At 68.2% G+C, this 12,847-nt stretch carries 15 protein-coding genes and 1 pseudogene; 6 read left to right on the top strand and 10 right to left on the bottom strand.

Going from position 1 to position 12,847, the window contains the following annotated elements; genetic code table 11:
- Window positions 1-287: 287 nt before the first annotated feature.
- Genes JTN19_RS08725 through JTN19_RS08765 form a run of 10 tightly spaced genes read right to left on the bottom strand, consistent with a single transcriptional unit; the run spans window position 288 to window position 8,519 of the window.
- Complete coding sequence (locus JTN19_RS08725; protein ID WP_206931529.1) at window positions 288-2,879, bottom strand: VapE domain-containing protein; 2,592 nt, start codon at window positions 2,877-2,879, stop codon at window positions 288-290.
- On the bottom strand, window positions 2,876-4,198 hold the full coding sequence (locus tag JTN19_RS08730) for an ATP-dependent DNA helicase (RefSeq protein WP_206931530.1): 1,323 nt from the start codon (window positions 4,196-4,198) through the stop codon (window positions 2,876-2,878). The genes JTN19_RS08725 and JTN19_RS08730 overlap by 4 nt, the downstream gene beginning before the upstream one ends.
- Window positions 4,195-4,968 (bottom strand): hypothetical protein, encoded by a 774-nt coding sequence (locus tag JTN19_RS08735; RefSeq protein ID WP_206931531.1) that lies wholly within the window; start codon window positions 4,966-4,968, stop codon window positions 4,195-4,197. The genes JTN19_RS08730 and JTN19_RS08735 overlap by 4 nt, the downstream gene beginning before the upstream one ends.
- An 8-nt stretch (window positions 4,969-4,976) precedes the next feature.
- Complete coding sequence (locus JTN19_RS20130; protein WP_242530994.1) at window positions 4,977-5,432, bottom strand: DUF6511 domain-containing protein; 456 nt, start codon at window positions 5,430-5,432, stop codon at window positions 4,977-4,979.
- Window positions 5,433-5,439: 7 nt separating this feature from the next.
- The gene (locus JTN19_RS08745) at window positions 5,440-6,006 is read right to left on the bottom strand and encodes a hypothetical protein (RefSeq protein WP_242530995.1); all 567 of its coding nucleotides are present in this window, start codon (window positions 6,004-6,006) and stop codon (window positions 5,440-5,442) included.
- Complete coding sequence (locus JTN19_RS20135; RefSeq protein WP_242530996.1) at window positions 6,003-6,167, bottom strand: hypothetical protein; 165 nt, start codon at window positions 6,165-6,167, stop codon at window positions 6,003-6,005. The genes JTN19_RS08745 and JTN19_RS20135 overlap by 4 nt, the downstream gene beginning before the upstream one ends.
- A complete protein-coding gene (locus JTN19_RS08750) occupies window positions 6,164-7,024 on the bottom strand; it encodes an ATP-binding protein (protein ID WP_206931532.1) in 861 nt (286 codons plus the stop codon). The genes JTN19_RS20135 and JTN19_RS08750 overlap by 4 nt, the downstream gene beginning before the upstream one ends.
- Window positions 7,024-7,569 (bottom strand): hypothetical protein, encoded by a 546-nt coding sequence (locus JTN19_RS08755; RefSeq protein WP_340643298.1) that lies wholly within the window; start codon window positions 7,567-7,569, stop codon window positions 7,024-7,026. The genes JTN19_RS08750 and JTN19_RS08755 overlap by 1 nt, the downstream gene beginning before the upstream one ends.
- Window positions 7,566-7,907, bottom strand: coding sequence for a hypothetical protein (locus JTN19_RS08760; RefSeq protein WP_206931533.1), 342 nt, complete (start codon window positions 7,905-7,907; stop codon window positions 7,566-7,568). Before JTN19_RS08760 ends, JTN19_RS08755 begins: the two co-directional genes overlap by 4 nt.
- 33 nt (window positions 7,908-7,940) lie before the next feature.
- Entirely contained in the window at window positions 7,941-8,519 is a 579-nt protein-coding gene (locus tag JTN19_RS08765; RefSeq protein ID WP_206931534.1) for a sigma factor, read from the bottom strand.
- A gap of 293 nt (window positions 8,520-8,812) precedes the next feature.
- Here JTN19_RS08765 and JTN19_RS08770 point away from each other — a divergent pair, with 293 nt between their 5' ends.
- From JTN19_RS08770 to JTN19_RS08795, 6 genes and pseudogenes are all read left to right on the top strand, one after another.
- A complete protein-coding gene (locus tag JTN19_RS08770) occupies window positions 8,813-9,547 on the top strand; it encodes an ImmA/IrrE family metallo-endopeptidase (RefSeq protein WP_206931535.1) in 735 nt (244 codons plus the stop codon).
- Window positions 9,544-9,825 (top strand): helix-turn-helix domain-containing protein, encoded by a 282-nt coding sequence (locus JTN19_RS08775; protein WP_206931536.1) that lies wholly within the window; start codon window positions 9,544-9,546, stop codon window positions 9,823-9,825. The genes JTN19_RS08770 and JTN19_RS08775 overlap by 4 nt, the downstream gene beginning before the upstream one ends.
- Window positions 9,822-10,517, top strand: a complete 696-nt coding sequence (locus JTN19_RS08780) for a hypothetical protein (RefSeq protein WP_206931537.1) — start codon at window positions 9,822-9,824, stop codon at window positions 10,515-10,517. Before JTN19_RS08775 ends, JTN19_RS08780 begins: the two co-directional genes overlap by 4 nt.
- A gap of 249 nt (window positions 10,518-10,766) precedes the next feature.
- On the top strand, window positions 10,767-11,264 hold the full coding sequence (locus JTN19_RS08785) for a DUF2924 domain-containing protein (protein ID WP_206931538.1): 498 nt from the start codon (window positions 10,767-10,769) through the stop codon (window positions 11,262-11,264).
- Window positions 11,261-12,613, top strand: coding sequence for a recombinase family protein (locus tag JTN19_RS08790; protein ID WP_206931539.1), 1,353 nt, complete (start codon window positions 11,261-11,263; stop codon window positions 12,611-12,613). The genes JTN19_RS08785 and JTN19_RS08790 overlap by 4 nt, the downstream gene beginning before the upstream one ends.
- Window positions 12,610-12,847 (top strand): annotated as a pseudogene (locus tag JTN19_RS08795) (hypothetical protein); the annotation flags it as partial. The gene JTN19_RS08790 and the pseudogene JTN19_RS08795, both read left to right, overlap by 4 nt.

Raw genomic sequence — 12,847 nt, forward strand, 5'->3', positions numbered from 1 at the left:
GGTCCAACCTGCGGCTACCTGGCAGGAAGCACTTTCACGCCGAATCAAGGTGTTACGCTGGCATGTCCCAACGTCCCAACCCGGGGCGACCTCCCCTAAACCTATAAGGGAAATGTATGTCCGGCCCGACTCAGACCTTCCGCATCTAGGTTTCAGACCCGTTGGGACGGTTGGGACGTTGGGACACGGGTCAGCAAGTGACTGAGTTGCAGTCGATTTCGTCTGACCCAACCTCAGCGCATGGGTTGGGACGTGGCGGGGGCGTTGGGACATGAGCGCGGCAGCCATCACGCCCTGCCGTCCGGACGCGGGGCCCGATATCGCCACTCCCGCGTGCCGCCATCCTTACTGGGCACGGTGGCCTTGAACCGCTCCCACTTCCTCGCCTTCAGGAAGCTGGAGACGCGCATCTGGTCTGCCCGGGTCCATTTTGCGGGCTCAATGCTGAGCGCCTGCTCCAGCACCTCGCCGACGGAGACGTCGGTCAATGGCGTCGGGCGAGGCATGTGGCGCTCCTGCCAGTCGTCGTAGCTGCCGAAGCCGACGTTCACGCTGCGCCGTTCGGAGACCAGCCAGCGCTCTATCAGCGCATCCCAGGCATCCGGCTCGTAGCGGGCCTCCTGCTCGGCTGTGGCGGAGACGATGAGGTCGCGATCCTCCAGCCACCACGGGGCGCCCTCGTTGAATCGCGCAACGGCCTCAGCCCAAAGCTGGTCCCGGTCGCGGCGGAGCCCGTCGAGGTCGATCTCCCCGCAACGCAGTGGCCAGAAGCGCCGGTTGCCGGTCTCGTCGCGCAGATAGGTGTCGGGATTGACGCTGCCGGCGAAGACGCACTGCCGGGGCACCGTGACCACGTAGCGCTCATAGGGGGGGCGGTAGCGGTCGGAGGTACGGGTGAGGAAGGCCTTGATGCGCGACACTTCGGCTCTGCCGATCGCGTCGAGCTCGGCCATCTCGATGATCCACACGCCACGCATCTGCTGCGCGGCATCCTTCGAGCCGATCTCCGCCAGCTCATCTGTGAACCAGGCGTCGGAGGCGAGCACCTTCAGCGCCGTCGACTTCCTAATGCCCTGCGGGCCCTCCAGGATCAGCATGTGATCGGCCTTGCAGCCGGGGCGCATGATCCGCGCGACCGCGGAGATCATCCACAGCGAGGCCATGGCCCGGTTCAGCGGCGTGTCGGCCGCGCCGAGATAGGTCACGCCCCACGCATCGAGCCGCAGCGTCCCATCCCAGGTGAGCGCGCGGAGATAGTCCCGTACCGGGTGGATGCGGATGTTGCGGGCGACCGCCACGACGCTGCGCCCCACCACGACGGGCGGGACGTTGATCTCGTGGCGCTGGAGCCATTCGGCGCAGCGCACGTCATCCGCATCACCCCAGGCCCGCGGCAGGGTGCTGACGGCGGGCTCCCAGGGCAGGGCCCGAGTGACCAGGATCTCCTGTGCGAACTCGTCGAAGACCAGCGCGCCGGCGAACGCCGCATCGAGCGACAGCGCCGTGATCACATTCGCCTCGTTGCGCTCCGGCGCGCCGCTCGGCTCGAGGCGCAGCAGAGCAGCCCAGCGCAGCCGGATCGGCGCCTGGTTCACATCGCCCGTGGTGTTGAAGCGGCGCCGCAACTCGCCGAGCTGCTTCTCCAGGATGGAGACGGCGATGCCGGTCGCGGATTTGATGGCGCCGAGGACCTGGCGTTCCGGTAGCGGCTCGAGCCGGAGGGTGACGAGGCGCCCCAGCAGCTGCGACAGCGGCCCCATGTCGGGCGGGTTGGTGAGCGTGGCCGCGGCCGCCAGCAACTCCTCCGCGGTGGTGGGCGACGGGGCCTGCTCACCAGTTGGTGCCGGCGCGGCATAGTCTTCGGCCGTCACGCCATGCCGCAGGTCGTCGTTGAAGTCGTCGCCATGCAGCGGCGCGAGGATCCGGGAGGGGATGTTGGCGAGGTTCAGCTGGTCCGCCAGCGTGGCCGCGGCCTGCATGCCTGGCAGGCCAGCATCGGCGAAGATGGTGACGTGGGTGGTGCCGTCCGGCCACCGCCAGCGCCGCAGCCCATCCGCGGAGAGCGCCGCCACGGTTGGAACGCAGAAGATGGCCTGCGCCGAGAGCGCGGTCTCGATCCCCTCGGCGACGCCGAGCCGGCCGTCGGCGGGGAACGGCGCCAGGCGCACCGCACCGCCGGCGATGGGCCCCAGCATCTTCTTCCCCGGCGGCGCCTTCGCCGAGCCGTCGTCCAGCAGGTAGGTCCGGTGGATACCACCGGTGGGCTCGCCGGCGCCATCGCGGGCGACCGCCACTATCCCGGCCCAGCCACGCTTCGTGTCGAAGTCGGGAAGGTCCGGATGGAACAGCAGGTCGGGGCTGTCCGGCATCTCCAGCCCGCGGCTGCGCAGATAGGTCTCGGCCACCGAGCCGGCGAGTGGCTGGCAGCCTTCCAGCAGCCGCGCCACCTCGCGGCTGTGGTCCGGTCGCGGCTCCTGCGGCCGCGGGCTGGGCGCCGGCTGCTCCATGTGCGCCAGGCGGGCGGCCTCGGCGAAAAGCCGCGCCTCGGTCAGCCCGGTCGCGTGATAGACCATGTCGATCGGCCCGGCGCTTTCGCCGGTGGCGTGGTCGAAGCCCCATCCAGCGAAGCGACCCTCGAGGTGCAGGACGCAGGATCCCTCGCCACGGGGCCGGCGACCCGAAAGGTCGGCGCAGCGCAGCGTCTTCCGGTCCGGCGCGCGGACCGCCTGCGGGAACAACGCCGGCAGCCAGTCCCGCGCCGTGTCCGCCAGCCTGCGCCGCACCTCGGCCAGGTCGTGCCGAACCGGCAGCACGGGGCCGGCATCGTTCAGGTCGATGCATGCCGATGCGGTGACAGCGGGATGGGGCTCGGCGTTCATGCGAGGATCACCAGGCCCTGCTCGGCGCGGGTAATGGTGGTGTAGAGCCAGCGGCGCCGATCCAGCTCCGTGCGGCCGAGACCATCGTCCCAGACCACCACGTTCTCCCACTGCGACCCCTGGCTCTTATGGCCGGTGATGGCCCAGCCGAAGGTCGCCTCGGTCAGCGCACGCTTGGTCTTCCAGTCGCGGTCATGGCGCTGCTTGTCGAAGGCGATGTGGTCCTCGAAGTGCCCCTTGTAGATGCGCAGCCGGCCGCGGCTGCCGTCCTGCTGCAGCGGCCCGATGCGATTGCCGTCCTCGTCGGTCACCACCGCCGAGAAGTAGTGGGTCCCCTCATCGACGACGGCGTCGAGCGAGAGGAACATCCCGTTGATCAGCCCGAGATCGTTCTGGTTCTTCAGGCAGACGATCTTCTCGGCGGGGCCGGTCGGCAGCCAGCCTGGCCCGAAGCCGGCGGCCTGGCGCATGGCGTTGTTCAGCTGCAGGCGCGTCGCGTTCATGCCGCAGATGACCTGGCCGCCGCGGAGCGCCTGTTCCGGCGTCACGTCGGATTTGCGCATCTTCCAGACGTGGGTGTCGTATTGGCCGAAGCCGATCGCCACGCCTTCGCGGGCCATGGTGGCGAGGCGAATGATGGCGCTCTCCGCCGCCTGGCGGTGGATCTCGGTCAGCATGATATCGGGCGCATCCTTGGTGAAGGCGCCTTCGCCCTGGATGGGCGGAAGCTGGCCAGGATCGCCGAGGACCAGGATGGGCTTGCCGAAGCTCATGAGGTCGCGCGCCATGTCCTCGCCGACCATCGACACCTCATCGAGCACGATGAGCCTCGCATGCGCCGCGTCGCTCTTCGGGTTCAGCGCAAAGCGTGGCCGCTTCATCTCGGAGACGGCCTGGCGCATCGCCTCGATCGTCGCCTCGGCGGTGGTGCGATCGAAGCCCGAGAGCTGCCGCGCACTGGCCATAGCCTCGGTGATCTTCTTCTCGGCAGCCTCGACTTCCTCCTCGGTCGCCTCGATGACGCTGTAGATCAGGCTGTGGATGGTGCGTGCGGGCGTGCCCTTGCGGCGCAGGACCAGCGCGGCCTTGCCGGTGAAGGTGGAGGTGACGACGCCGGGCACGCAGCCCTCGCCATCACCGCCGGCGCGATGCGGCTCGAGGCCGATCTCGCTGAGCGCAAACTTCAGCACGGTTGACTTGCCCGTGCCGGCGAAGCCGAACAGGCGAAACACCTGCTGCTTCTCGGTGCCGTGCTCGAACCATGCCCTGATCGCGGCGATGGCGCGGTGCTGGGTGTCGGAGGGAGTGATGTCGTTCAAGCAGGCATCTCCCAGCAGCGCGCCGCGTAGGGGCAAAAGCGGCAGAGGTAGAAATCGGCGTGGGCTGCTATCCGCGGCGGCAATTCGCCGGCGTCAGCAGCGCGGAGGATGTCGACGGCGCGATCGGACAGGCGCTGCGCCTCGGCTGCGTCGAAGGGCACCGCCTCGTGGTGCAGCGCCAGCGTGTCGCGGTTCAGCGCGGTGAGCAGCGCCACCTCGAGCTCGAGATAGGCCATGTAGAGCTGCACCTGGGCGAAGTAGATCGGTTTGGACTGCCGCAGCCCGTGCTTGACGAGGTCGTTCCACGACTTCTGACCGAGCGCCTTGTGCTCCCACAGGGAAGGCCAGCGGATGCCAACATCGGGCCCCGCGACGATGACGCCATCGGCATGGCCGCGCAGCTTTCCGCCCGCTGCGGCAAAGCCGAATTGCTCGCCGTCGGCGCCGCGGTCCCGCAGATCGAAGCCCGCCTGGCGGAGCCACCGGATGGACAGCGTCTCGAACTGGTGTCCGGCATCGAAGACGCGGAGGATGCCGCCGTCGAAGTCGCGGCCGGCATCCTTGGGCGTGTGGGCCACCTCGTAGACGAGCTTGCGGGCACATGCTTCGCCGATGCGGCTGCCGCCAAGATAGTCCCGCGGGCGCTGCCGCTGGTTGCGCGCCACCAGCGCGGCATCGACATGCGCATTGATGAGCGCGGTGGCGTCGGCCACGCCGTGCGCGGGGCGTCCATAGACCAGGCCGGATTGGTGGTTGAAGTCGAGGATCATCGATGTCCTCAAAATGGAATCGGGTCGTCGAGCGGATCCCGCTCGGCAGCCTGGCGCTGCATGGATGCCTGGAAGCCGTCGACGCAGGCCTCGATGATCCGATCGATCTCCGCCGCGCTGCGGTCGTGGAAGGGCGCCATGAGGTTCAGCTCGACCAGCACTTCCGCGAGCGGACGGCGCGCGTCCTTCACCGCGCGCTCCTCCATCGGGGTTTTGTCGATCACGCCGTTGGACCTCCGGCCCAGCGCACCACCAGCCTCGCAGCACCGCATCGAGCAGAAGCGGTGATGCGGGAATTCGCCCCAACGAAGCTGATGGATGTAGCCGAAGCCCTTCGCCTCCCGGCCGCAGAGCGCGCAGGTGAGGCGACGCACCTGATCCTCGGGCGAGCAGCCGCGCGGCGGTGGCAGGGACTGGGCCGCAGCACGCGGCTGCGGCGGCCGCGTCCAGCGGCGACGAACCATCGGCGCATCACCCGTTCAGCCAGGACGGGCCGCTGGCGGCAGGAGCGGGCGCCGCGGGCTGGGGTGCGGGGCTGGCGGCGGCCGGGCGTTCCCACATGCGGGGCGCCGGAGCCGCAGGCGCGGTGGCAGCCTGGCCCGACCAGGCCGGGGGCGTGGCGGCCGCGGCAGCGGGCGGACGGGCCGGCCGGTTGCTGGGCGCCGCGGCGACGGCTTCTCCGGCCATGACCTTGGCGTATTCCGGCTCGCCCGGCAGCACGACACGGTCCAGCCGATTGCTGTCGGAGTAGCGCGGGTCATTGGCAGGCTCGACGCGCACCTTGGCCGCGAAGGTGATCCCGTGCAGGTCGGACAGACCGCGCAGCATGCGCTTGGCCTTCGCCGCCTCGCTCATGTCCTGCGAGTCCAGCCCGAGCGCGCTGTCGATCATGGCCCGAAAGACCCCCTTCGAGATCTTCCAGCCGATCGACACGCCCTGGTCGTCCACCTTCCCGCCGACGACCGTGAAGGTCTGCCAGAACTTGCGACGGATGTGCGGGCCGGCCGTGACGGTGAACTCGCAGTCCAGCATCTTCACGTCGCTGCCCTGCGTCTTGGTCGCCTTGAGCAGGCCGCGATCGGCCTCGCCCGGCCATCCAGCCCGCCCTTGCGGAGGTGCATGATGACCTTCACAAAGCTGCCGTCCGGGATGAGGTCGGAGCCGCGCGGCAGTTCGGCATCGTTCATGTCATAGGTCATGGCATCACCCCCTTGGCGGTGTTGGTGTTGGTGCTGGTGGCGTTGATCTTGCGGAGAAGGGCGGCGAGGTCCGCGGGCTCGGTCTCGTCGAGACGGCCGGAGCGATCCTTCGCGGGCAGCCCGAAGCTGTTGCCGGCCCGGCAGACGAGGCGGCGCTCGGTCCCGCGCTCGGGGTCGTGGCGCCAGGCCTCGCCCTCGCGGCTGAACAGCCCCATGGTGACGACTTGGTCGACGATGCCGGGCAGCTCGCGGGCCGCCTTGCCGCCTTCCATCTGCGGCTGCCAGGTAACCTTGCCGAACTCGTCGGTCACCTTCTCCAAGATGCCGACCATGATCGTGGTCTTGCCCGGCGCATGCTGCAGATGCTTCAGCAGCCCGATGACCTCGCGGGCGAGCAGGCCATAGGCGCCACGGGTGTCAGGCTTGCCGGTCTTCTCCGAGAAGGCCTCGGGCCGCGTCTTGGCCCAGGCCATCGCCTGCCGCGTGAGGTCGGTGATGCTGTCCAGGAACACGATGGATTTGCTGGCGATCAGCCGCACCATGTCGGGATGCGCCGCGGCGAGATGCTGATAGTGGCCTTCCGAGAAGAACCCGGTCGGATCGGCAGCCGGGTTCACGCCGCCCACCAGGCAGGCAAGGTCGATGGCGTCTTCGAAGCAGCGCACCGGAATGCTGTCGCCGCGCCAGTCCTGCACCGACTTGAGGCCGGCCTCGAGATCGATACAGATGGTCTCGGCCGCCGGCAGCGTCTTGAGCTGCGTGGTCTTGCCGACGCCACTGGGGCCGAACAGGGCCATGGTGGTCTTGTTGGCCGCGCGCGAGAGGCGCTCATCGGCCGTGACGATGCGCAGCGCCATCAGAGAGCTCCCCGCAGAGGGTGGAGGGCGCCGGCGTGCGGACTGTCCCGCTGCGCCGTCTCGGACATGATGGCCAGGCGATAGGTGGCGCGGCCGGTGCGGACAGTACGGGCGGGCTCGAAGGCCGCGCGAATGCGCTCCGGCCAGGCGGTGTAGGCGCGCTCCGGGACTTTGAAGCTGACCTCGACATACTGCCCAGGATCCTCGCCGCCAGCGCGGATCTGCTCCGACAGCGCGGCGAGCCGCGCCTGGTCCCATTCCACCCGCTTGGGCAGATCGACCGCGATCTCCACGGCGCCGTCTTGGAAGCGGACCGTGCCGGTGTCCTTACCGGCCGCGGCACGGGCGCCGATGGCGCGCTGCTCGTAGCGGAGTGCAATCGCGGCCTCGATCCAGTCCTGCATGCGCTTGGCGGCATCCAGGGCCTCGCGCGCATCGGTCTGCAGCAGCGCCAGATGCTCGGCCGGAAGCGCAATCACGTCGCTCACCGGCATGCGGCGCAGCGCGTCGAGCGTGGGACGGTTGGAGAGATGCGCGTCCATCATGCGGCCTCCTTCAGCATCATGGGCAGGAGGGATGAGGCGCTTCGGCGCGGCCGCCGACGGGCGACGAGGATGTAGGCGTAGTCCTCATAGCCATGCCGGCGCTGCACGAGATCCGCGAGGCCAAGCTCAGTCAGCTTCCATGCGCGAGCCGCCAGGCGCTGCAGCGCTGTGCGCTCGTCCTCGGGCAGGCAACGCAGATGCGGGCAGATTTGCCGGGCGAGCGCGCCGCGGTGGTAGATGATGCTGTCGCCAGGGGCCGCAGCGCCCAGCCAGGTGCAGAGCGACGCCTCGGTGAGAGGCGGCACCACTGCGCGGATGTCGATGATCGGGGTGTCCATACTTAGCCCTACCCAGCCGGTCGCTGATCCGTCTCAGGCCGCCGCGGCAATACCGCCGGCGAGGAGCCGCAGGCGCATCTCGTGGATGCGGCGGTAGAGAACGGACCTGGGAACCGGGCCCTGCTGGCCGAGCTCATGCGGCGTGCACCGCGTGAGGGAGGCGCATAGGGGGAGGTCGCGCTCGTCCAGGACCGCGCCGGCGCGATCCAGATCCAGGCGCCGTTCCAGCGCTGCCACGGTATCCGTCTGCTGACCGCACCACGCCGCGTACCCCTCGGATTCGGGGATGATGTCGGCGAGCGTCAGCTCCTCCTCCTCCTGGCCCGGCACCGCATCGTCCAGGGACGCCTCATGCCGTTCGCGCCTCTCGCGCCGGAGCCGCGTGGCGAGACGGGACGCGCGATGCTGGAAGCAGACTGTGGCGAAGGCGGCGAGCGTTCCGCGCGCCGGATCGAAGGAGGCCAGCCGGGTCAGGAGGTCGAGCAGCATGTCCTGCTCCATGTCCTCCCGCTCGTGGCTGGGGCGCCCCAAGGCGCGGCAGAGCTGGCGCGCCTGGCGCTGGGCAATGGGGTGAACGATGTCGAGATCGGCAAGGGAAAGCCGAGGGCGCATGGACGTGGCTCCTGGTGGAATGCTGTAGAGCCAGTATGCAATCACGTGACCTCTGGGGGCGGAGAGGCGGAAAGGGGCGGAATGGGGAATTGATGGACATAAGGATTAATTCCCTATGCCGGCTCAAGAGCTTGGGTGATTTTCGGTGCTTTGCGGCGGCATCGCGGGTGAATTGCGCGCCACCCATGCGGGATATGTTCCTCACACGGATGATCGGTGGATACCGGGGATAACCCTTCGTCGCATGGAGATTGCTGTTGACCAACCACACAGCAGTTCGTCATGTTCAGGGCATGTCCATCATCATCGACTATCCGCATCACGCCGCCTCGGGCGCGCCCCAGCCCCTGTCGGCCCAGACTCTATGGGGGGTCGCTGCCCAGATGCGCCGGCAGGTCATGGCGGGTCAGGATGGCTTTGCGCTGCCGATCGCCGCGCTGGTAGCCGCAACGCGCACCGTGTCGGCGAATGGCCGCGCCATCACCGTCTCCTGGGAGCTCGGCCATCCTGTGCACGATGCCTCCGGAGAAGCCGTGCTCGGGGTTTGTGAGACGGATCCCGAGATGCCTGGGACGGCGCTGGTGTCGGTGAATGCGCGTATGGTGGCCGGGCGACCGGACCTGGCCGTCAGCACCGCGGCGCATGAGCTGGGCCATGTGGTGTTCGACGTGCCCGTCGCGCTTGGTGCACCGGCCCGGCACTACCGCTCGGTGACGGCTGGCCCGAATGCACTGCTCGACCGAACCACTGCGGTCTCCGAACGTCGGGCCAATGAGTTCATGGGCGCCCTCCTTGCCCCTCCGGTGCAGCTCCACCTCCGCTTGCTGGTTCACGCCCACTCGGAGCGGCTGCGGACCATCCATGCGCCGCATCGGGGTCGGCCTGGCAGCCGGGTGTTATCTTCGGACAATCCGCCCGAGGCGATCGAGGGTGTGGTTGCCGCGCTGGCGGGCGATTTCGGTGTGTCAGAGCGGTTTATCGCCGTGCGGCTCAGCCGCTACGGCCTGGTGCAGGGAGAACAGCGGTGAGCTTCGGCTCGGTTATTCGCGAGCGACGAACCGCGCTCGGCATCGGCTTGAACGATTTCGCGGAGCGGCTGGAGATCTCGCCCGCCTACTGGTCTCGCATTGAGCGCGACCAGGAGAACCCTCCCCGCGACGAGCTGATAGAGCGCGCCGCGGCCATCCTTGGCGTGCAGGTGGATGATCTGTTCGTGGAAGCGCAGCGGCTGCCACCCGACATGCGGAAGAATATGGCCAAGGTGGTGCAGGCGTATCGGCGTCTGCGCTTTGTCGGGAAGGAATGAGCGTCGTGAGCGGCCGGATTACCAGGAAGCCCTACTACGGGATTGATGAGGCATGCCGGCGCTGGGAGATTTCGGCAATCGATCTCGCGGGCTTCGTCATTGAACGCGAGATCGTGCTCTCGGTGGTCGTAGCCACCCTCCCCGTCGACGTCGGCACCATTGAGGATATGGGGAATGGCGACTGGTTTCGTATCCCCGAGGGGCGACGCCATGTCACCGGTGCTATGGACCTACTGCCAATCGATGCGTGGCGGATCCTCACGGTCGGTTCGCAGGTGGTCAGATCATTTCGGGCCGAGGGCGATGGCTACATCGACATCGCTGAGCGCGGTGACAACGCAGGTGAGATTGTAGTTGCACGGGAGCAGCTGATTGTGCGGCACGCCGAACTCACGCGGTTTGAGGCAGCTCAGGAGGAGATCGTGCCGCCGGTAAGCAGGCCGGCTGTGGCAGTGACACCGCCTGCCGCAGTGCGCGGCGCCCCGCCGAAGTACGACTGGGATGAGTTTTACTGCGAGTTGGTGGTGTCGACGCAGATCGATGGCTTCCCTGAAAGCCAGGCCGCCATGGTCCGGCGCATGGTGGAGTGGTTCGCCACGCGCAACTTGTATCCCGACCAGAGCACGATCAAGAAGAAGGTCGCGCTCCTGTGGCGTCGGTATCATGAGGCCTTGGCGCGCCTGCCCGCCTAATCGGGACGGATCGCCACTGCGGCGGGTAGGGCTAAGTATGAAGCCATTTCCCGTGGGACTGAACGCGCACCTGCCGCCGCACCTCCGCGAGGTTTGCGCCATCTTGGCGCGCGGCCTGGTGCGGCTGCGCAGCCACGCTGCCGAGGATGAAGCGCGCGATGCCGAGATAACTCGGGGGCTGGGAGACATTCCCCTACACTCCACCGCCAAGCAGCGCCTGCATGCGAACCCCAACAGGAAGGGACTCGCATGACAAAACGATCCACCGCGGCGCCCGCGCCGGCGCCCATCATGCCGAAGATCCCGCCGACGCAGGTCCTGAGCCGGCTCGCCGCGCTGCAGGCGGCGCCGACCGCCACGCTAAAGCAGCAGTGGCGCGAACTGTTCGGCAAGGAGCCGCCGCCCTGGAACCGGGCCTACATCCAGAGCCGACTGGCATATCGAATCCAGGAGCTCGCGTATGGCGGGCTGAAGCCCGAGACCGTCGACCGGCTGGTGGCGCTGGGCGAGCAACTGGATGGCGGCAACGTCGTCCTTCGCCGAATCCGCGCCGACAGTCGCCCGCTGGCCGGCACGCGTCTGATCCGGGAATGGCAGGGCGTGCAGCACGTCGTCACCGTCCGCGTCAACGAGTTCGAATTCGAAGGGCGGCCGTACCAGTCGCTCTCGGCCATCGCGCGCCACATCACCGGCACGCGCTGGAATGGCTGGACGTTCTTCGGGCTGCGCGCGCGGGGTGACGCATGACCCGCCGCGCCCGCATCGAGCCGGCCATGCCGGCCACCACGAAGAAGCTTCGCTGCGCCGTCTACACCCGGAAGTCCACTGACGAGGGGTTGGAGAAGGAGTTCAACACGCTCGACGCGCAGCGCGATGCTTGTGAGGCATATATCACCAGCCAGCGCGCCGAGGGCTGGGTCCTGGTCCGCGACCGCTACGACGATGGCGGGTTCTCCGGCGGCACATTGGAGCGGCCGGCGTTGCAGCGCCTGCTGCGCGACATCCAGGCCGACCTGGTTGATGTCATCGTGGTCTACAAGATCGACCGGCTTTCGCGCTCGCTGATGGATTTCGCCAAGCTGGTGGAGGTGATGGACGCGCATGGCGTGACCTTCGTCTCGGTCACGCAGAGCTTCAACACGACCACCAGCATGGGGCGGCTGACGCTGAACATCCTGCTCAGCTTTGCCCAATTCGAAAGAGAGGTCATTGGCGAGAGAATCCGCGACAAATTCGCGGCGTCCCGCGCCCGCGGCATGTGGATGGGGGGCAAGGTGCCGCTCGGCTACGACGTCGTGGCCAGGAAGCTGATCGTGAATGAGGACGAGGCGTCGCGGGTGCGCCGGGTGTTCGATATCTTCGCCGAGACGGGATCGGGCATGGAGACGGTGAAGCGCCTTCGTGAGGAGGGCGTCGCCAGCAAGGTGGGCCGCCCGCTCGACAAGGGTGATGTCTACAAGCTGTTGAACAACCGGACCTATGTCGGCGAGGCCGCGCACAAGGGGCATGTTTATCCCGGCGAACACCAGGGGATCGTGCCGCGGGAGCTCTGGGACAGGGCGCATGACGTGCTGCAGATCAGCCCAAGGGTGCGCGCCAACCAGAACCGGGCGCAGACGCCGGCGCTGCTGAAGGGGCTAATCTTTGGTGTGGATGGCCGCGCGCTGTCGCCGACGCACGCCAGGAAGAACGGCCGGCTCTACCGCTACTACGTGGCGCAGCGCGTGCTGAAGGGCGACGCCGCCGGCGACGACACCATCGTGCGCCGGGTATCGGCAGCGGAGATCGAGGCGGCGGTGGTCGATCAGGTGCGGGCTCTGCTGCGGCAGCCGGAGATCGTGGTCGGCACCTGGCGGGCGGCGCGCAAGGACGCGCCGGACCTGACAGAGGGCGAGACCCAGGACGCGCTGCATCGGCTCGACCCGCTGTGGGAGCACCTGTTTCCGGCGGAGCAGGCACGGATTGTCCGGTCGCTGGTTGAGCGGGTGATAGTCGGCCCGGCTGGCGCTGACATTCGACTGCGGCTGGAAGGGCTCGGCGGGCTCGTCCGCGACCTCGGCGCCATCCGACCGGATGCCCTAAGGGTGGCAGCATGACGGCCGCGACCAGCATCACGGTCCGCGTGCCGCTGGCCATCCGGCACAGGCCCGGGCGGAAGACTGTCGTGACGCCGGTTACCGATGGCGTAGCGCCGATCACAACGCGGGCCGACCCGGCGCTGGTGAAGGCGCTGGCACGGGCGTTCCGATACCAGAAGCTGTTGGACGAAGGGCGATACGCCTCGATCACCGAGATGGCTGCGGCGGAGCGAATTGAACGTGGCTACCTGG

The sequence above is a fragment of the Roseococcus thiosulfatophilus genome (assembly GCF_017311575.1).
GTDB lineage: Bacteria > Pseudomonadota > Alphaproteobacteria > Acetobacterales > Acetobacteraceae > Roseococcus > Roseococcus thiosulfatophilus.